Source organism: Sulfurovum sp. MH2-6, assembly GCF_058374785.1.
On the sequence record NZ_CM178170.1, the window covers coordinates 2,416,276 to 2,433,232 of the forward strand.

Consider the following 16,957-nt stretch of genomic DNA (forward strand, 5'->3'; position numbering starts at 1 on the left):
GATGTATGCAAGGGGAAACCCTTGCAGACAATTATTCGATAATTTTACTTACGACACCGGCACCAACTGTTCTACCACCCTCACGGATCGCGAACTGAGTACCTTGCTCAAGAGCTACTGGAGCGATAAGTTCAACGTTGATTTTAACGTTGTCACCTGGCATAACCATCTCAGTACCTTCTTGAAGTTTGATTGAACCAGTTACGTCAGTTGTACGTACGTAGAACTGTGGTCTATAGTTGTCAAAGAATGGAGTGTGTCTACCACCTTCCTCTTTAGTAAGTACGTATACTTCTGCTTCAAACTTGCTGTGTGGAGTGATTGAACCTGGCTTACAAAGAACCATACCTCTTTGTACTTCGTTCTTGTCAATACCTCTGATAAGAACACCACAGTTATCACCTGCTTCACCACAATCCATCTCTTTACGGAACATCTCAACACCAGTAACAGTTGTTTTCATAGTGTCTTTGATACCTACGATTTCAACTTCGTTACCAACACATACAGTACCTCTATCTACTTTACCAGTAACAACTGTACCACGACCTTGGATAGTAAAGATATCTTCGATTGGCATCAAGAAGTCTTTATCAGTATCTCTTTGTGGCTCAGGGATGTACTCATCTACTGCATCCATAAGTGCAAAGATCTTCTCAGACCACTCACCAAGATTACCAGATTTTGCTTCTTCAAGTGCTTGGTATGCAGAACCAGCGATGATTGGTGTATCGTCACCTGGGAAGTCATACTCAGAAAGAAGTTCTCTAACTTCCATCTCAACTAGCTCAAGCATCTCTTCTTTATCTTCATCATCAAGCTGATCTTCTTTGTTCAAGAATACAACGATGTATGGTACACCTACTTGCTTAGAAAGAAGGATGTGCTCTCTAGTTTGAGCCATTGGTCCATCAGTAGCAGCAATAACTAGGATCGCACCATCCATTTGTGCAGCACCAGTAATCATGTTTTTAACGTAGTCGGCGTGACCTGGACAGTCAACGTGAGCGTAGTGTCTAGTCTCAGTTTCGTACTCTACGTGAGAAGTAGCGATCGTGATCCCTCTTTCTCTCTCTTCCGGAGCGTTATCGATCTGATCATAATCCATTGCGTTACCTGCACCCATTTTCAGGTTAAGACACATTGTGATCGCAGCAGTCAGAGTTGTTTTACCGTGGTCAACGTGACCGATAGTACCGATGTTAACATGCGGTTTCGTACGTTCGAATTTTTCTTTAGCCATGCTTTTCTCCTAGCTTGATTATGTTTTGAAAGGCAATATTATACCTAATATTTCTTATGACCCCATAAACCCATATGGACAAAACTATTACAGGCCTGTAACACTTTTGTCCATATATTATATTTTGGAGTGGAGCCCATAGTGAGACTTGAACTCACGACCTCTTCCTTACCAAGGAAGTGCTCTACCCCTGAGCCATATGGGCATAAAACCTTAATTAAGGTTAATTAACTTATCACTGTTTGACATTGTTTTGAAAAATTATGAGTGTTTGATTAAGTAGTAATGTGAAGTATTTAATGGTTTTCACATCAGCTCCCAGATCATACCATGGAGCGGGAAACGGGACTCGAACCCGCGACCCTCAGCTTGGAAGGCTGACGCTCTAGCCAACTGAGCTATTCCCGCGTCGTTTATGGTCAACATGGTGGTGAGTGGAGGATTCGAACCTCCGAAGACGTAGTCAGCGGATTTACAATCCGCCCTCGTTGGCCACTTGAGTAACTCACCAAAAATCATTAAAATGAATTAATGTTAATGTTGTTTCTGGTCAAACACTGATAAATTTTTATGGAGCTGGTAAAGGGACTCGAACCCCCGACCTGCTGATTACAAATCAGCTGCTCTAGCCAACTGAGCTACACCAGCACCATCATTCTAAGTTGTTCCACTCAAAATGGACGGGAATTATAGACAAAAAAGTTTTGGTTGTCAAGGGTTTTTTGAAAAAAAATTAAAAATTTCTCTTTTTTATCTATTTTTATTAAAATACACCCCTAAAATACGACGTTAAGATGAGAAAAATGAAAATACTATTAGCACCAAGCGAAACAAAAAAACCCGGAGGTGAGCAGCCTTTTGATATCAGCAGTCTACTTTTTAATGAACTGCTTCCCTATAGAAACAAGCTTCTGCATCACTATATGAACATTCTGCAGAGAGGCGATCTCGTCCAACTCTCAAAAATGTTCGGACTCAAAAAAGAGACAGACATAAGAGCACATATGAAAGATATCATTCATGAACCTGCGATAAAAGCCGTTGAACGATATACGGGTGTGGCATTTGACCATCTTGGGTATGAGACACTTGATGCGCCTGCAAAAGACTATATAGATAGACATGTCATTCTCTTTTCCAATCTTTTCGGTGTACTCCGTGCCGATGATATGATACCGGAGTACAGACTCAAACAGGGGGAAGCGGTGGGAGAGATCAAAGTTGAGAAGTTCTACAGGGAGCATCTCACAGAATTGATGGACCATTATCTTGCCGAGGAGGATATCCTTGATCTGCGCGCCGGTTTTTATGATAAGTTCTACAAACCTTCCAAACCCTACACAACACTTAAGTTCGTTAAGGAGGGAAAAGTGGTGAGCCACTGGGCCAAAGCCTATAGGGGGATCGTACTCAAAGAGGTAGCTAAAGCAGGAGTAGAGACTCTTGATGCCTTTATGAAACTGCCGATCGAGGGACTGAGTGTCCAGGAGATACAAACGAAAAAGAACAGAACCGAGATCATCTACGAGATAGAGGCATAGCTTCAGCTATGCTGTCTCCTCTCTTACACTAGAAGGATTCTTACTCTCTATAGAGCGCATAGAGCTATACAACATACCTTTTCCTCTATATACGTGATTGACATAATACGCTCAAATCATTGCCAAACGATCGACAAAAAATGTATACTAAAAAAAGATTCTTTTATGCTATATTTCACTTCTGAAAATATTGGCGTTGATGATGAGACAAAGGTATGATAATGAATGAAGAACTCCTCTTGGATATAGAGAAAATTAGACAATACATCCTTGAATACAACACCGGACTCTCTCTAAGTGTCCACCCTTATGAGATCGCTGATCTGCTTATTGAGATCGAGGAAGAAGATAAGCGCCTCTATCAGGAACTTTTAGCAGAGCTGCCGCATATTCTGCTCGCAGAAGTCCTTGTCGAGCTTCCAAAGCTCCTGCAGGAAGAGTTTTACCTGGCACATGGGGCCAAAGAACTGGCCGAGCTCACACAGGAACTGGATACCGATGATGCTGCCGACCTGATCCAGCATATCGAGGTGGTCGATGAGGCCAAAGCCGGTGATATTCTCAGCAACCTCTCTAGTGAAGATAGAGATACGATCGAAGAGTTGATCTCCTATAATGCGAACGAAGCGGGTGCCTATATGCAGGTGGAGGTTTTTTCGGCACATACCGATGAGACGATCGGAGATTCGATCAAACGGCTCAAACATATGAAGGCGACCAACCAGGTAAGCAATGTCCACCATGTGTTTGTCGTATCAGGCAGAAAAAAGTTTCTGGGGATGATCCCGCTTGAGGACCTGATCCTGCATGGGCCCAAAGAGTACTACAAAGATATCATAGAAGCAGAGGGAAAGATCACCGTTTCAATCAAAGACAGCGATGAGATCAAAGAGGCCATTGAAGCCGTCAGCAACTATGACCTCAGTGTCATACCGGTAGTCAATGAGAAAGGTACCCTGCTTGGACGTATCACCTCGGATGATATTTACGATATCATCGAAGAGGAAGCAACTGACCAGATCTACCACCTGGCAGGGGTGAATGACGAGGCTGAACATGAAGAGAGTCTCTGGAAAGTAGGAAAAGCCCGGGGAGTTTGGCTGGGGCTGAACCTTCTGACCGCGATCGCCGCTTCACTTGTCATCGGTCTCTTTGACACGACCATCCAGTCACTGGTTGCACTGGCTGTCTTGATGCCGATCGTTGCCTCTATGGGCGGCAATGCCGGTACTCAGACACTGACCGTTACCGTCAGACAGATGGCACTTGGGGATATCGATCTCGATGAAGCCAAAGAGACCATCTATAAGGAGGTAGTCGTTTCACTGATGAATGGGATGCTCTATGCCCTTGTGATGGGGCTTATCGCATACTGGTGGTTTGCTCTGCCGATGCTTGGCGTGGTCATCGGTGCGGCTATGATGATCAATCTTCTCTCTGCCGGATTTTTTGGTGCCGTGATCCCTTTGGGGCTTAAAAGGTTCGGCATTGACCCTGCCATTGGATCAACCGTGTTACTGACCACAGTGACAGATGTCGTAGGTTTTTTCAGTTTCCTTGGTCTGGCAACCATGGTTTTACTTTAAATTAAGGATATAATGCAGTTATGGAAAATTCTGAAACCCAACAACACACTCCGTTCAAATACATTATCGAAGATTATTGGGACATCGCCGTAGGGATCATTGCCATCCTTATCGCTATCATCATGCATAAAAGCGGCAGCGGCACGATGGCTACCATGTTCGCCGCACTGGGGATCGCCGCACTCTCTCTGACAGTCTCCGAGATCGCAGAGATCCTTTCTGAAAGACTGGTTGAGCCCTACGGGAGTATGGTACTTACCTTCAGTGCGGTCATTGTAGAGATCGTACTGCTCTATCTTATCCTTCGTGAAGCCCTGCACTCCCCTGAAGTCGTAGAGACCGTCAAAGGAGGTATCATCTCTGCAGTGATCGTGGATATGAATGTCCTCTTGGGGCTTGCTGTGTTTATCGGGGGGTTGAAGTTTGTCGAACAGGAGCACAACAAAGAGACCTCAAGTACCTACACGACGATCCTTTTTGTCACAGCACTGGCACTGTTGGTACCCAGCCTGCTCAGCCATACGGAACACGGAGATGAAGTGATCAAAAAAGCCAGCTACAGTATCGCTGCAGTGCTTATGCTCTTCTATATCATTATCTTTATCTTCCAGACCAAGACACACACACATTTTTTCCAGGCTACGGCAAAAAGCCGTTTTTTCAGGCTGAAAAGAAAACTCAAAGAGGGCGAAGAGCTCAATGAAGAGGAGCACAGCGACTATATCTTTGAAAAGTTCAACACTATCGCCAACTTCGTTGTTGTCTTTGTACTTATCGCCCTGATCGCCATCGGGGCGGAGGTCTTTGCCAGCGACGGGGTAAAACTCGCCAAAGAGTATGGCATCTCTGCAGGAATTGCCGGTTTGATCATTGCGATCATCTCGGTCTCGCCTGAAATCTTTACTGCCATCAAGGCTGCACGAAATGACCAGATACAAAGGGTCGTCAATATCGCCATGGGAGCTTCAGTGGTCTCTATCCTGCTCACCGTACCGATCCTCCTTGGGCTTGCCTATCTGAGCGGACTGAGTCTCATGCTGGACTTCAACCCCCTGCAGGTAGGCGCACTGATCATGACGGTGATCCTTGCATGGAAAAGTACCGAAGAGGGACAGACCAACTATTTTGAGGGGCTTTCCCACCTGATGTTCTTTGTCTGTTATGCGATCATCGCGGTATATTATTGATATCCAATCAATGATATACCATATACAATGAGGATAAGATGAAACTACCAAGCGAAGAGACACTCTATAAGATCATGATCTTTTTGCTGTCACTCTTCGTTTTGCTTGGGATACTTTTCGATACACACTATAACTAAAGGTACGTATATTTATGAAAGAAAATCTATTTGAAATGGGAGCGAACTTTGGAGATGAGTGGTCATCAGACAACAAAGAGAAACCCTCCAAAAACAAAACAACAGAGGTGAAACCACCCGAAAAACATCAGCTTCACTTTGCCAAAGAGAAACGGCGAGGGAAGGTAGTCACGATCGTCAAACCTTTTCAGCTGGAGAAGAAAGCGCTTCAGGCACTCTTGAAAGTATTGAAAAAGAAACTGGGTACAGGAGGAACGATCAAAGAGGATACACTGGAGTTCCAGGGAGAAGTCGCCGAACTGTTGCGTACCCACCTTGAAAATTTGGGATATAGGTTTAAGAAGTAGGTAGCAGATGAGAAGCGTAAAGTAAACAACAACTACTTGTTGTTTATAGCTTCGGAACCGGAACGGTCGTAGCGAAGCGAAGCCGTGAAGGATTAGGTAGCAGGTAGCAGGTAGCAGGTAGCAGGTAGCAGGTAGCAGGTAGCAGGTAGCAGGTAGCAGGTAGCAGGTAGCAGGTAGCAGGTAGCAGGTAGCAGGTAGCAGGTAGCAGGTAGCAGGTAGCAGGTAGCAGGTAGCAGGTAGCAGGTAGCATTTTTTCATGGTTTAGGTAAAACCACCCTTAAACAGTAAAAGCTTTTCAAAGAAAAGCCTGCCAAACCTGCTACCTGCTCCTTACTATCTACTCCCTATTTCAGATCCGGTCTTTGATCCGCAGGAAGTTTGTCCAGATCCGCTTCATCAAACATCTCGACTTTCGGGATCAGTATCGCGATCAGTGTTACGGCGATACCGAAGATCAGTACGACGGTATGTTCACTTCCAGGGAAAAGTTCGGGCAGTGTCAGTTTCCCGGCACTCTCTCCCATCAGCGGCTTAAAGATATCATCATAGTAGAGTGTGAAGAGCAAACCTCCCAAGAGACCACCGATCGCACCGACCAGAACATCGATACGCCCCTCGGCGATTGAGACAGGCCCCGTTCCGGGACATTTACCCAGGATCGCCATCGCGATACCAAAAAGTATACCTCCGATCACAAGCCCCTGCCAAAGGATCGGCTTCACATGATAGTGCGCATATCCCGATTCGATCATAAAGTAGAGCCCGATACTGCTCAACCCTACCGTCAAAAAGAGCATTTTGGGAACGATCGTGTCTTTCAGCATCGAAAACCCTGCGATCTTCTCGAACTTATCTACCCTGGTATACTGGATGATCCCGCCAAAAATGATACCGATCAGCAGGACGAGCATCAAAGAGCCGTACTCCTGCTGGACGACATTTTCAAACATCTCTCCGATACGAGAGAAAAGCCCTGTATTTTCTGTCACTGTGTTCATCCTACTTCTCCTCGTTTTGATATAACGTGATCTCAGCAAAGCCAAGATCACTACGTTGACACTGCGTCCACTTCAGCAGTGGGCTCACTGCACTTGTGCAGTTCATTGAATAAAAATGTTTCATTTTTATTCCTTCTCTTTTACATTATAAAAGAGTCTACCCGTGATAATCAGTGTCACCATTACCACACCACCGAAGATGATCGCCGAGATAGCGATCTGACTCATCCCTGAAAGGAAGTGACCGCTTGTACATCCTCCTGCCATTCTCGCCCCGATGATCATAATGAATCCGGCAAAGAAACTCCAAACCATACGGGAAAGCACTGACGTGTTTTTATATCTCTTCCATCCTGTCGGGATGAAAGAGATACGGAAGGATTTGGTCAAAAAGAGAGAGGTGATAAAACCTCCGATCAGCATCCCAAGAAGCATCACCCCTTCCCAGGCACCTGATTTTTCGATCTCTTTGAGATAGCTGTACTTCTCAAAATCAAGATCAAATACCAATCCTGCAAAGTACGGTACATAGGTCGAAGCACCGATCGCCCTGTCTGCCCCATAGATAGAGAAGGTCATCAACAAAAGTGCGGAGAGCAGTATCCCGCCCATCCACCATGGAAGTCTACTCATAATAACCCTTTATTATTTTTGTAAAATTATAACAGAGGGTTAACTAAATAATAAAATTTAATTATCTTATGAAGTTGTTCAATTTTAGTGAGGAGCGATCTAACTCTGGTCACACTATGATCGGTACGCTCCTCTCAACGGCCTGTCGCAAGTGTATAAAGTACCATCTCATCATTTTCCAGAAATGCGTTCACCTCTTCGTCATAATAGGCGCCGATCCCGCTGCATCCGATCCCCAGATAGTTTGATGCGATATAGAGCCGATGTCCGATGATACCAGCTTTTTGATACATGGCCTGATAGTTACGGGCTTTGGAAGTAAGGAAAAAGGTCACCGCACCCTTCTCCGCCAGACTATACTGCTCAAGAGAGAGATACCCCGCCTCTCTTGCAAAATCTCCGTATTTGATATAGGCACCCTCTCTCTGAACGCCAAGCGGCATATCCACTACCCGGTTGAGTACGGCATAGACCGATACCTCCTCGTCGCAGTCGGAGAGTACCGGTTGCGTGATCATCTCCATGATATAAGAGAATTGTGCTTTGGTGATCGCACCGCCCTCAAATCCCCTCTGGGAACGTCTATTGAAAATCGTCTCTTTAAGTGTATCATACCTATAGTCAAACCTGGGGGCATTGAGTGCTTTTCGGCATCCTTCAAGCCGCATTGTCTCCCTGTACGCACGCATGATCTTCTCATTGGGTTCAAATGTTCCGCTCCCCTCTACATAAGGCAGTGCAAACTCCACTGCATCGATCTTCTGCGCTTTTCTGGGGATGGCCAGCATCGCTGCAGAGAGGAAGAACTCTCTCTCCTCAAAGCCGAACATCCGGTTGAGTTTCTCTCTATCCATAGTGTAGAGTATCTGTACGGCATGCGGTTTAAGCAGGGCTGCAGCTTCTATACTTCCAAGCAGATGTCCTGCATCCAACAGACAATAGCGAAAGGCACGGTCTTTATACTTCCAGCTGGAACGGTAGTAGATCGCCGAGACCAAAAAAAGATACCCCTCCATCGCATGATCATACCCCAGATAGGGCTCCAGTCCCTCCTCTTCGCTAATGGGTGCGATTAGCGTGATAGCGTGCGTGGCTACCTCATAATGGTAGACCCCGTCTTCTACTCCCTCTACCCCTCTTGACTGAAAATAGAGTTCATTGGGATAGAGTGCGCCTGCACTGGGATTGATACGGAGGTAGTACTCAAAACCGGGATAACTCTTCTTCGCCGTCAATCCCGCAATGTGGTAGAGGAAATTATCCTCTTCATTCTCAAGGTCGAGTTTTCGTTTTGGATAACTGTCAGGATAGTTTTTATAGGTAGAGGGTTGAGAGGACCAGTCAAGCTGATTGGGATTGCTCCTCACCGACACATAAGAGTGTTGTGTCTGCTCATGATACCAAAACATCAAAGACCTCTTGGTGTCTTCTCTTCAGAGCTTCGATCTTCTGACACGCATCTGCAAAGAGTGGGGCATGTTCTATCTCCGGTCTGCTCATATGCTTGTAGCGCTCATAGGAGGCGATCACCTTCTGCGCTTTTGCAGGCATCTTCTTTCTGTTGCGTTTGATATGTTCAAAAGTGATCGCACCGTTGATCAACCCCTTGACAAGATTGCGCAGCGGATGGTAAGAGAGACGTAGCGGATGCCATGCCTCCTCAAGCACTTCGTGTGCTTCAAAATACTCCTCTTTATCAAGCAGCATCATATATTCTCTGAGTGCACCTTCAAGATCATAATTCATCTTCAGCATTAGATATATCCTCTCTTCACCATCCCTATCGCCATTGCCATAGAGAGTCCGTCATTGTTATACCCCTCTTCCCGGCAATTCTCACAGGTGTCACCGCAGACAAAGTCAGTATCCTCCAAGATCTCCTGAACGGTATTGATCTTATGCTCCTTGATGTACGTTGCAAGCTGCCCCAGTGTGACATCATGGCAGTAACATATCAGTGTACTCTCATCAGGCATCAGGATATCTCCTTATTTGTGTATAATGCCAATATAGCATATCAAGGTAAAAGTATGACAAGTGAAGAGAAAAATATCATCAAAGAGAAGATAGAGAGCGATATCGCCACACTTACTTTGCAGATCAAAACACTTGAAGAGAAAAACATGCCCGTTGCTACCGACTGCAGCCTCGATGCGCTTACCCGTACAGAAACGATAAACGCACAGGAGATCAACCACAAGATACTTGATGCATCCAGGCTACGCCTTACCAGACTGCAAAATGCCCTGCTTCGGGTAGATAGAGAGATGTTCGGTATCTGTATAGAGTGCGAAGAAGAGATAGGCTTCGAACGGATGAGCATCCGTCCTGAATCTGTAAAATGCGTGGCGTGTGCAAATTAGTGCTGAGTGCTGAGTGCTGAGTGCTGAGTGCTGATAATAGCAAATCACACTTTCGTTCATCTTATCAAATATTTTTCTCAACACTCATTGCTCAGCGCTCAACGCTTATTAAAGGCTTTCTATGTTTCCTACTACTTTTCCGACAATAGAAACCTCGTCCGGAGCCAGGACTTCAGGAGAGTAGTTCTTGTTATCCGAGATCAACTCTACCATCCCGTCTGCTCTTTGGCGGATACGCTTGATAAAGAGCCCTGCTGTGGTTGAAGCAATAAAGATACCGTCTTTGTTGAGACTCGTCTGGGTGCGGTCGACAAATACGATCGATCCGTCCTGAAGGGTCGGCTCCATCGATTCACCATCCACATGGATCGCTTCCAGATCGGTATTGCCCACTCCTACCATACTGTGCATCACTTTCTCATCGATCGTGATCATCTCGAAATTTTCATCAAAAACCTCGGCCCCGCCCCCTGCACTTGCACGGATATCCGAAAAGTAGCGTACATGAAAGAACTTTTCTGTCTCCTCTTTGAGCATATCGACCGCCTGATCGAAGAAGAGCCAGTTCACTGATATCTTTCTAAGGGCACAGAACTCCAGGATCTCTTCATAAGGGATGGAGTTACGCTTCTTCATCGTAGCAAAAGTACTCTGAGGGATATTGAGAGCAGAAGCAACATCTTTATCAAAGACTTTTTTCCCCGGTACACTTTCAGAAATCACATCTTTCAGTTTCTCGATAATTTCACTTAAAATCAACATTTCGATCTCCTTATATTATATATATCACTCAAGTGAGGATTCGTTTTTACATTATAGTATATTTTTTCTAAAAGTATTACAATTTGGGATATTTTTATTATTTTAATCCATATATGACATATTATTTAACAAGAAAACGTCATATCTAAATGGTGGCTTTCGTGATTGGCAGCGTGATAATCACGCAGGGGCGGTCTGTCTAAGAGACTATATGCTTAAGAAATTTTCTTCTAAGCGCATCTATATAAAAGGATGGAAAATGAATTATAAAAGCGAAAGAGATCTTATCAATGAAGCGATCAATGCAGGATGCCAAACTGTAGCCCAGCTGGCACTCTATATCAAATTACACACAAAGGTCACAGCCTAGTCCAGGACTAGTACTGTTACCTCATCCCCTTTCTCTTTGGGTCCCTCCTCCTCAGAAGTAAAGAGCAGCGCCACATCTCCAAGCATATTGGTCAGGATCGCAGAGCTTCCTACCTTTTTATCTTCAAAATCAACATGATACTTGCCACCTATCAGATTGAGGTTACATGCGGTAAACTCTGCTTTTTTCGCACGTTTGTTAAACGGTTCATCCAGTATCGCTTTGACCTTACGCAAAGCGCACTTGCCTTCCTGCAGTTTTGCGATCAACGGCAAGAGATAAAGTAGTGCGGTTACGGTTGAGGAGTAGGCAAAGCCTGGCAGCCCGACAATGAACTTGTCTTCTTTCCTTGCCACCATAATATGCTGCCCCGGTTTGATACGTACACCTTTGAAAAGGACTTCTGCACCGAGCTCAGCAATGACATCTTTGACAAAGTCAAAATCACCTACGCTCACCCCACCGGTCGTCACTACGATATCACTCTGCTCCAGTGCAGATGCTACTGCATTCATGATACTCTGCTTATCATCCTTGACACAGCCCATCTGAAGTGCCCTTCCGCCGTACTTCGCGGTAATAGCTTCGAGGATATAGTTGTTAGAGCTTCTTATCTGGGCATCATTGGTCTGCGTCTCTCCGAGCTCTAAAAGTTCTGAACCTGTAGAGAGGATAGCGACAGTCGGCTTCTCATAGACCAACGGAGTTACCACATTGAGACTGGCCATCACTCCGATCTGAGGGAAATCGATCATAGTACCTTGAGGGATCAGCTTTTGCCCTTGGGCATAGTTTTCACCGACTTCTCTGACAGCAAACCCGTACGGCACTTCCTCTTTGATGATGATCTCATCACCCTCCACCTCTACATTCTCTATAGGGATCAGTGTATCTGCACCCTGAGGCATCAATGATCCGGTAAAGGTTTTGATACAGCTTCCGCCCAGTACTTCCTCTTTTTTGTCGGATCCTGCAGGGTTGATACTTGCGATCTTTAGCCTTCCCAGAGTGATATCCTCATGTTTGAACGCATATCCGTCCATTGCCGACGTCGGGAAAGCCGGAGAGTTATGATCGGTAATGATATCTTCAGCCAATACATACCCTAATGACTCCATCAGGTAAAGTTTTTTTGTCTTATAATGATTGATCTGCTGATCTTCTATGATCTGCATCGATTCGTCAAAGTGCATAAACATATATGTTGTGTTCCTTATCTTCGTAGGGTGCGTAATCACGCACCATTTTAATCTATCGTTTCTTGGTGCGTGATTACGCACCCTACGCGCAGTTAGTGTAAAAGTCCTGAACCGTCCATCGGCGTACTACGATCTTCTGCGTAGATTCTTTTGCCCGCTATCACGTCATACTTCCAGATCGGGGCATTGGCCTTAAAGTCCTCTACAAACTCGTCAATCAACTCCAGTGCCACACGGCGCTTGGGAGAAAATACCGCAGAGATATATGAAGAGGTGTGCACAGGGACATCACCGATAGCGTGTGCCATCTTGACGATCGCTCCCCGCTCTTTGGCTTTTTGCTGCCAACGCTCAAACCATGATCTCAATACCGGTTCATAGATATCAAAGCTCAGTGCATCTATCTCACCTTCAGCACGGATCGTACCGACAAAAGGGATATACGCTCCATAGTTTGACTCTGCTTCTTCATCCAGCCAGCGCCCAAAGATCTCTTTGACATCCAGCGGTCCGCTATATAATTCCATTAAAAAGTTCCTTTTTAAAGTGAAAAGTGAATAGTGTAGGTTGTTTTGCAAAGCAAAACTTTTATCAAATTAAAGGCGGTACTTTTAGTACAGCATACCCTCACTACTCTCTCTTCACTTTTCACTATTAGCTTATTTTGATAAGATCAAAATATCATCCACCACACACAGGAGGAAGGATCGATACCCTGTCTCCATCTTTGAGTTCAAAGTTACGATCATTCACCATCGTATCATTTACAGCTACGGCACACTTGCTTAGCCAAGGTGCGATCGTCTCATCTTCTTTTAGCTTGACAGAGACATCGGCAAGTGTATCGGCCTCTATCTCGATCGGTGCTTTACCTATAGGACCTAAAAATTCTACTTTTATCATATATCACTCTTTTTTTATGCTAATTTGGAGAGAAGCTAAGCTCCTCTCCACGCTTTTGTCCTCAGCGGACAGCTCTTTGCTAATTTGAAGAGAAGCTAAGCTCCTCTCCACGCTTTTGTCCTCAGCGGACAGCTCTTTGCTAATTTGAAGAGAAGCTAAGCTCCTCTCCACGCTTTTGTCCTCAGCGGACAGCTCTTTGCTAATTTGAAGAGAAGCCAAGCTCCTCTCCACGCTTTTGTCCTACGACGCTGCATTTCACAACTTTTCATTTAGTAAAAAGATGGCATCAGGCTTTCGCCAGGAAGTGCTTCGCCTGCACTGCATTTTAATGTTTGTCAGCGGACGGCTCTTTGCCAATTTGAAGAGAAGCAAAGCTCCTCTTCACGCTCTTCTCCTCAGCGGAGACTTCACAGCGCCGGTACTCTTTAAAGTATAAAAACATAAAATACTTTCCAATTGACTCGGATTATAAAAGTTGTTTGCTATAATTACGCTTAAAACCTAAATTCGACGAACTTAGGTTTATCAGATTTTTGGAGCATATCTATATCGATGTTATTTGGTTCTATCAGTTACCTTAACCTTCTCCCTTTTCAGCTCTTTTTGAAAAAACATATTCGCTCCAATGCCGCAAAAATGGCCTTTGGCTATAAGCGTGCCGTACCGAGCCAGATCAACGCCTCACTCAAAAGAGGAGAGGTCAATGCCGCTTTTATCTCATCGATAGAGTCCAGAAGACGTCAATGTACCGACCTGGGGATCATTGCAAACAAAAAAGTCTATAGTGTCTTCGTCATTCCCGGAAAAGAAGAGATCGATCCCGCTTCCGCTACTTCCAACCGACTTGCAAAAGTGCTGGATCTTAAAGGGCAAGTGCTTATCGGGGACCAGGCACTCAAGTATTATCTCTCAGGCGGTGAAGGTATCGACTTGGCAGAGGCTTGGTATGCAGAGACGAAACTTCCTTTTGTCTTTGCCCGGCTCTGTTATAACCGACACAAAAAAAATGTAGAGGCACTGGCAAAAGAGTTTGCTCATACCAAGGTACGTATACCCCAATATATGCTGAAAAGAGAAGCCAAAAAAAGAGGGATCACACCCAAAGAGGTGTTGTGGTACCTGGAACATATCAACTATACCATGGACTACCGATCTAAAAAAGCGTTAAAGCTTTTCTTGACTCGTGCACACAAAAAACACTAAAAAGGCCGATTGATCTTGTCGCACAATCTTTTGAGTCTCTCAAGATCCATAGGTTTTGCATAATAGTACCCTTGGACCTCATCGCATTCAAGCCCCTTGAGATACGTTAACTGCTCTTCGGTCTCTACACCTTCTGCTGTGATCTTCAAATCAAAGGTCTTGGCTAGAGCTATGATCGCTTTGACAATAGCGACACTCTCCTTTGACTCCGGAATTCCATCGATAAATGACTTATCGATCTTCAGGCGTGTAACGGGAAGTTTTTGCAGGTATGCCATCGATGAATATCCGGTACCGAAGTCATCAATGGCTAATTCCACCCCCATATCTCTTAATTTGTAGAGCGTCTGAAGTACCTGTTCTTTATAGTTGGCAGAAAAGCTCTCTGTGATTTCAAGCTCGATCATGCTCGGATCAATCTCTGTATTTTGTATCACCTTCTCAACCATCTTGGCAATATCATCCTTAAAAAGTTGAATGATTGAGATATTGATGCTTACCTGCTGCATCGTATATCCCTCTTTACGCAAATTCATGAAATCACTACAGGCTTTTTGTGTCACCCACTCACCTAATGGTATGATGAGATTGGTCTCTTCAAGCAGGTCGATAAACTCATCCGGTCCAAGAAGACCAAAATGCTTGCTTTCCCATCGAAGAAGGGCTTCCATACCTATGATTTTCCCGGTACTGATCGATATCTTCGGCTGATAGAGAAGATGGAACTCTTCACCGTGACGGATCGCCGATTTCAGTGCATTGATCCATTCCGCCCTCTTTTCCACTTCAGAGGCCAACTGTTTTGAAAAGAAACTGTATCCGTTATGTCCACGGTCTTTCGAGTGATACATCGCCATATCCGCATGTTTGATCAGGGTCACCGTATCCTCCCCATCTTCAGGGTAGACAGAGATACCGATACTTACGGTAGTATTGAGCGTATGTTCATCCAATACAAACTGTTCATTAAAGAGACTCAGGATCTTTTGCGCTGTCTCTTCAAGTACTTTTGCCCCTTCTATATTTTCGATCATCAGGATAAACTCATCTCCGCCGATACGTGCCAAAGTATCGACAGAACGTATCGCATGGTTCAGTTGTGTCGCGACTGCCTGCAAAAGCTTGTCACCGACATTGTGTCCCAGCGTATCATTGATCTGTTTGAACTGATCGATATCTAAAAACATAATCGCCAGCTTTGTGCCGTTTACTTCCGCTTTATGGAGCGCATATTCAAGTTTGGACATAAAAAGACGTCTGTTAGGCAAATTGGTCAAAGCATCATAAAAGGAGAGAAACTCAAGGTCTTTTTGGGATGCTTTCAGCTCCCTCTCCCGCTTTTGTATCGTCTGGGCCAATTGATTGATATTCTCAGAGATCATCTCCAGTTCATCGCCGGTATGAACAGCTTCTGAGGGGGTATAGTCGCTACGTTCTATCTTCTCTATCTGCCCCATTACCTGGTTAAGCGGCTGTGTCAACCTCCGTAAAACAAACTGATGCAGAGATAACAGTACAAAGAGAGTGACGATCACCAAAATAGAGAGCAGCTGATACCTGTTCTCATACAGGGTATCAAGAAGTATTGAAGTATCAAGCCCGGCAGTGAAATAGACCATACCGTTTTCGGTTTTGAGCTTTACTGCTGTGCAATAGCTGTCATTTTTCTCAAAAACTTCCAACCCATCAAATCCTTTGGGGTTATTGAGGAAAAGCGCATGGGACGCATACGGTGAGTGCTGACTTGTCTCCAGCTTCATCCCCAGCGCATTGGAGAGTGCCGATAGATCACTGCTTGCAATGATATGGGAGATCTCGATATGCGCCTTGATCTGCTTACCATCCTTGCTATAGAGACTCTGATGTGACTTGATGACCAGATTTCCGTTTGCATAGTGATAGGTTATAATGCCTTCAGGAAAGTTTTGCATACTATAGTACGGCCTATGCTGAAAGGGGATCAGCGGATCTTTTTTGTAGGATATCTTTTGATAGGTTTGTTGACTCTCAAGTTTACTCTGGAGTATCCGGTCACCTTGCTCATAAGAGAAAAAATTCAGTCTGTACTCATCCCTCTCCTTCTGAACAAAGGCGATGAGTTCTTCATCTTTATCATAAAGGGCGATATCATCGTTCAAAGAGAGCTTCACTCTGTCAAGCAGTTGCTTGACGATCATTTTTTTCTCTTCATCCAACAATATCGCATGATAGTCATACTTGTTTTGATAGTTATTGATCAGGTCAATCGAGCTGATAAGATACTTATCCGTCTTAATGAAGGAGACCCCCTCCTTTAGCTCTTCCTCAGTCTGTTTGGTTTCATTGTAGAGTCTGGTAAAACCATTGACCATACGTTTTTTGGTATTTGCCATATAATTTTTTTTCATGACCGTATCAAAATAGATACCCAAAAAACTTACCAGTACAATGATTGCAACCAATACTAAAAGTGAAAGACTATGGCTGAGTTTTAGATTTTTCATTT

Annotated in this window: 19 protein-coding genes and 4 tRNA genes; 7 read left to right on the forward strand and 16 right to left on the reverse strand. The window is 44.6% G+C overall.

What is annotated here, in order from left to right; genetic code table 11:
• Positions 1-31 precede the first annotated feature (31 nt).
• From tuf to AC4JOV_RS12290, 5 genes are all read right to left on the reverse strand, one after another.
• Complete coding sequence (gene tuf / locus AC4JOV_RS12270) at positions 32-1,243, reverse strand: elongation factor Tu (RefSeq protein WP_229937294.1); 1,212 nt, start codon at positions 1,241-1,243, stop codon at positions 32-34.
• Positions 1,244-1,373: 130 nt separating this feature from the next.
• Positions 1,374-1,448 (reverse strand) — tRNA-Thr (locus tag AC4JOV_RS12275).
• Between the two features lie 126 nt (positions 1,449-1,574).
• A tRNA-Gly gene (locus AC4JOV_RS12280) sits at positions 1,575-1,651 on the reverse strand.
• Positions 1,652-1,668: 17 nt separating this feature from the next.
• Positions 1,669-1,753: transfer RNA gene (locus AC4JOV_RS12285), tRNA-Tyr, on the reverse strand.
• Positions 1,754-1,814: 61 nt separating this feature from the next.
• A tRNA-Thr gene (locus tag AC4JOV_RS12290) sits at positions 1,815-1,891 on the reverse strand.
• Positions 1,892-2,046: 155 nt separating this feature from the next.
• Between AC4JOV_RS12290 and AC4JOV_RS12295 the strand changes: the two genes are divergently transcribed.
• The 4 genes from AC4JOV_RS12295 to AC4JOV_RS12310 all read left to right on the forward strand — a co-directional run bounded on the left by AC4JOV_RS12295 (position 2,047) and on the right by AC4JOV_RS12310 (position 6,041).
• The gene (locus AC4JOV_RS12295) at positions 2,047-2,784 is read left to right on the forward strand and encodes a YaaA family protein (protein WP_229937293.1); all 738 of its coding nucleotides are present in this window, start codon (positions 2,047-2,049) and stop codon (positions 2,782-2,784) included.
• A gap of 221 nt (positions 2,785-3,005) precedes the next feature.
• Positions 3,006-4,370 carry a magnesium transporter gene (gene mgtE, locus AC4JOV_RS12300; protein ID WP_229937292.1) on the forward strand — a complete coding sequence of 455 codons (1,365 nt, stop codon included), beginning with the start codon at positions 3,006-3,008 and terminating at the stop codon, positions 4,368-4,370.
• 20 nt (positions 4,371-4,390) lie between these two features.
• Positions 4,391-5,557 carry a calcium:cation antiporter gene (locus tag AC4JOV_RS12305; protein ID WP_229937291.1) on the forward strand — a complete coding sequence of 389 codons (1,167 nt, stop codon included), beginning with the start codon at positions 4,391-4,393 and terminating at the stop codon, positions 5,555-5,557.
• Between the two features lie 151 nt (positions 5,558-5,708).
• Entirely contained in the window at positions 5,709-6,041 is a 333-nt protein-coding gene (locus AC4JOV_RS12310; protein ID WP_229937290.1) for a translation initiation factor, read from the forward strand.
• Between the two features lie 344 nt (positions 6,042-6,385).
• Here AC4JOV_RS12310 and AC4JOV_RS12315 read toward each other — a convergent pair whose 3' ends face one another.
• The 5 genes from AC4JOV_RS12315 to AC4JOV_RS12335 all read right to left on the reverse strand — a co-directional run bounded on the left by AC4JOV_RS12315 (position 6,386) and on the right by AC4JOV_RS12335 (position 9,648).
• Entirely contained in the window at positions 6,386-7,039 is a 654-nt protein-coding gene (locus tag AC4JOV_RS12315; RefSeq protein WP_229937289.1) for a YeeE/YedE thiosulfate transporter family protein, read from the reverse strand.
• Between the two features lie 126 nt (positions 7,040-7,165).
• Positions 7,166-7,672, reverse strand: a complete 507-nt coding sequence (locus AC4JOV_RS12320) for a YeeE/YedE thiosulfate transporter family protein (protein WP_229937288.1) — start codon at positions 7,670-7,672, stop codon at positions 7,166-7,168.
• Between the two features lie 134 nt (positions 7,673-7,806).
• Entirely contained in the window at positions 7,807-9,081 is a 1,275-nt protein-coding gene (locus AC4JOV_RS12325; RefSeq protein ID WP_229937287.1) for a SagB family peptide dehydrogenase, read from the reverse strand.
• Entirely contained in the window at positions 9,065-9,427 is a 363-nt protein-coding gene (locus tag AC4JOV_RS12330; protein ID WP_229937286.1) for a DUF309 domain-containing protein, read from the reverse strand. Before AC4JOV_RS12330 ends, AC4JOV_RS12325 begins: the two co-directional genes overlap by 17 nt.
• The gene (locus AC4JOV_RS12335) at positions 9,427-9,648 is read right to left on the reverse strand and encodes a (2Fe-2S)-binding protein (RefSeq protein ID WP_229937285.1); all 222 of its coding nucleotides are present in this window, start codon (positions 9,646-9,648) and stop codon (positions 9,427-9,429) included. The genes AC4JOV_RS12330 and AC4JOV_RS12335 overlap by 1 nt, the downstream gene beginning before the upstream one ends.
• A gap of 54 nt (positions 9,649-9,702) precedes the next feature.
• Here AC4JOV_RS12335 and AC4JOV_RS12340 point away from each other — a divergent pair, with 54 nt between their 5' ends.
• Positions 9,703-10,035, forward strand: coding sequence for a TraR/DksA family transcriptional regulator (locus AC4JOV_RS12340; protein WP_229937284.1), 333 nt, complete (start codon positions 9,703-9,705; stop codon positions 10,033-10,035).
• A 108-nt stretch (positions 10,036-10,143) separates the two neighbouring features.
• Here the strand turns inward: AC4JOV_RS12340 and AC4JOV_RS12345 are convergent, their stop codons facing one another.
• The 5 genes from AC4JOV_RS12345 to AC4JOV_RS12365 form a co-directional block, all read right to left on the reverse strand.
• Entirely contained in the window at positions 10,144-10,797 is a 654-nt protein-coding gene (locus tag AC4JOV_RS12345; protein WP_229937283.1) for a LexA family transcriptional regulator, read from the reverse strand.
• Between the two features lie 366 nt (positions 10,798-11,163).
• On the reverse strand, positions 11,164-12,366 hold the full coding sequence (locus tag AC4JOV_RS12350) for a molybdopterin molybdotransferase MoeA (protein ID WP_229937282.1): 1,203 nt from the start codon (positions 12,364-12,366) through the stop codon (positions 11,164-11,166).
• Between the two features lie 92 nt (positions 12,367-12,458).
• Positions 12,459-12,893: a molybdopterin synthase catalytic subunit gene (locus AC4JOV_RS12355; RefSeq protein WP_229937281.1), complete on the reverse strand. Its 435-nt coding sequence runs from the start codon at positions 12,891-12,893 to the stop codon at positions 12,459-12,461.
• Between the two features lie 154 nt (positions 12,894-13,047).
• Positions 13,048-13,269 carry a MoaD/ThiS family protein gene (locus tag AC4JOV_RS12360; RefSeq protein WP_229937280.1) on the reverse strand — a complete coding sequence of 74 codons (222 nt, stop codon included), beginning with the start codon at positions 13,267-13,269 and terminating at the stop codon, positions 13,048-13,050.
• Positions 13,270-13,272: 3 nt separating this feature from the next.
• The gene (locus AC4JOV_RS12365; RefSeq protein ID WP_229937279.1) at positions 13,273-13,500 is read right to left on the reverse strand and encodes a hypothetical protein; all 228 of its coding nucleotides are present in this window, start codon (positions 13,498-13,500) and stop codon (positions 13,273-13,275) included.
• A 49-nt stretch (positions 13,501-13,549) separates the two neighbouring features.
• Here AC4JOV_RS12365 and AC4JOV_RS12370 point away from each other — a divergent pair, with 49 nt between their 5' ends.
• Both AC4JOV_RS12370 and AC4JOV_RS12375 read left to right on the forward strand, forming a co-directional pair.
• Positions 13,550-13,705 carry a hypothetical protein gene (locus tag AC4JOV_RS12370; protein WP_229937278.1) on the forward strand — a complete coding sequence of 52 codons (156 nt, stop codon included), beginning with the start codon at positions 13,550-13,552 and terminating at the stop codon, positions 13,703-13,705.
• 116 nt (positions 13,706-13,821) lie between these two features.
• Positions 13,822-14,472, forward strand: coding sequence for an MqnA/MqnD/SBP family protein (locus tag AC4JOV_RS12375; RefSeq protein ID WP_229937277.1), 651 nt, complete (start codon positions 13,822-13,824; stop codon positions 14,470-14,472).
• Here the strand turns inward: AC4JOV_RS12375 and AC4JOV_RS12380 are convergent.
• Positions 14,469-16,955 (reverse strand): putative bifunctional diguanylate cyclase/phosphodiesterase, encoded by a 2,487-nt coding sequence (locus AC4JOV_RS12380; RefSeq protein WP_229937276.1) that lies wholly within the window; start codon positions 16,953-16,955, stop codon positions 14,469-14,471. The two genes, AC4JOV_RS12375 and AC4JOV_RS12380, sit on opposite strands and share 4 nt — an antisense overlap.
• Between the last annotated feature and the right edge of the window lie 2 nt (positions 16,956-16,957).

Excerpts from the sequence above, each read along its gene's own strand:
- tuf (WP_229937294.1), bottom strand. The coding sequence starts at position 1,243 with ATGGCTAAAGAAAAATTCGAACGTACGAAACCGCATGTTAACATCGGT.
- AC4JOV_RS12295 (WP_229937293.1), top strand. The coding sequence starts at position 2,047 with ATGAAAATACTATTAGCACCAAGCGAAACAAAAAAACCCGGAGGTGAG.
- mgtE (WP_229937292.1), top strand. The coding sequence starts at position 3,006 with ATGAATGAAGAACTCCTCTTGGATATAGAGAAAATTAGACAATACATC.
- AC4JOV_RS12305 (WP_229937291.1), top strand. The coding sequence starts at position 4,391 with ATGGAAAATTCTGAAACCCAACAACACACTCCGTTCAAATACATTATC.
- AC4JOV_RS12310 (WP_229937290.1), top strand. The coding sequence starts at position 5,709 with ATGAAAGAAAATCTATTTGAAATGGGAGCGAACTTTGGAGATGAGTGG.
- AC4JOV_RS12315 (WP_229937289.1), bottom strand. The coding sequence starts at position 7,039 with ATGAACACAGTGACAGAAAATACAGGGCTTTTCTCTCGTATCGGAGAG.
- AC4JOV_RS12320 (WP_229937288.1), bottom strand. The coding sequence starts at position 7,672 with ATGAGTAGACTTCCATGGTGGATGGGCGGGATACTGCTCTCCGCACTT.
- AC4JOV_RS12325 (WP_229937287.1), bottom strand. The coding sequence starts at position 9,081 with ATGTTTTGGTATCATGAGCAGACACAACACTCTTATGTGTCGGTGAGG.
- AC4JOV_RS12330 (WP_229937286.1), bottom strand. The coding sequence starts at position 9,427 with ATGCTGAAGATGAATTATGATCTTGAAGGTGCACTCAGAGAATATATG.
- AC4JOV_RS12335 (WP_229937285.1), bottom strand. The coding sequence starts at position 9,648 with ATGCCTGATGAGAGTACACTGATATGTTACTGCCATGATGTCACACTG.
- AC4JOV_RS12340 (WP_229937284.1), top strand. The coding sequence starts at position 9,703 with ATGACAAGTGAAGAGAAAAATATCATCAAAGAGAAGATAGAGAGCGAT.
- AC4JOV_RS12345 (WP_229937283.1), bottom strand. The coding sequence starts at position 10,797 with ATGTTGATTTTAAGTGAAATTATCGAGAAACTGAAAGATGTGATTTCT.
- AC4JOV_RS12350 (WP_229937282.1), bottom strand. The coding sequence starts at position 12,366 with ATGTTTATGCACTTTGACGAATCGATGCAGATCATAGAAGATCAGCAG.
- AC4JOV_RS12355 (WP_229937281.1), bottom strand. The coding sequence starts at position 12,893 with ATGGAATTATATAGCGGACCGCTGGATGTCAAAGAGATCTTTGGGCGC.
- AC4JOV_RS12360 (WP_229937280.1), bottom strand. The coding sequence starts at position 13,269 with ATGATAAAAGTAGAATTTTTAGGTCCTATAGGTAAAGCACCGATCGAG.
- AC4JOV_RS12370 (WP_229937278.1), top strand. The coding sequence starts at position 13,550 with ATGGCATCAGGCTTTCGCCAGGAAGTGCTTCGCCTGCACTGCATTTTA.
- AC4JOV_RS12375 (WP_229937277.1), top strand. The coding sequence starts at position 13,822 with ATGTTATTTGGTTCTATCAGTTACCTTAACCTTCTCCCTTTTCAGCTC.
- AC4JOV_RS12380 (WP_229937276.1), bottom strand. The coding sequence starts at position 16,955 with ATGAAAAATCTAAAACTCAGCCATAGTCTTTCACTTTTAGTATTGGTT.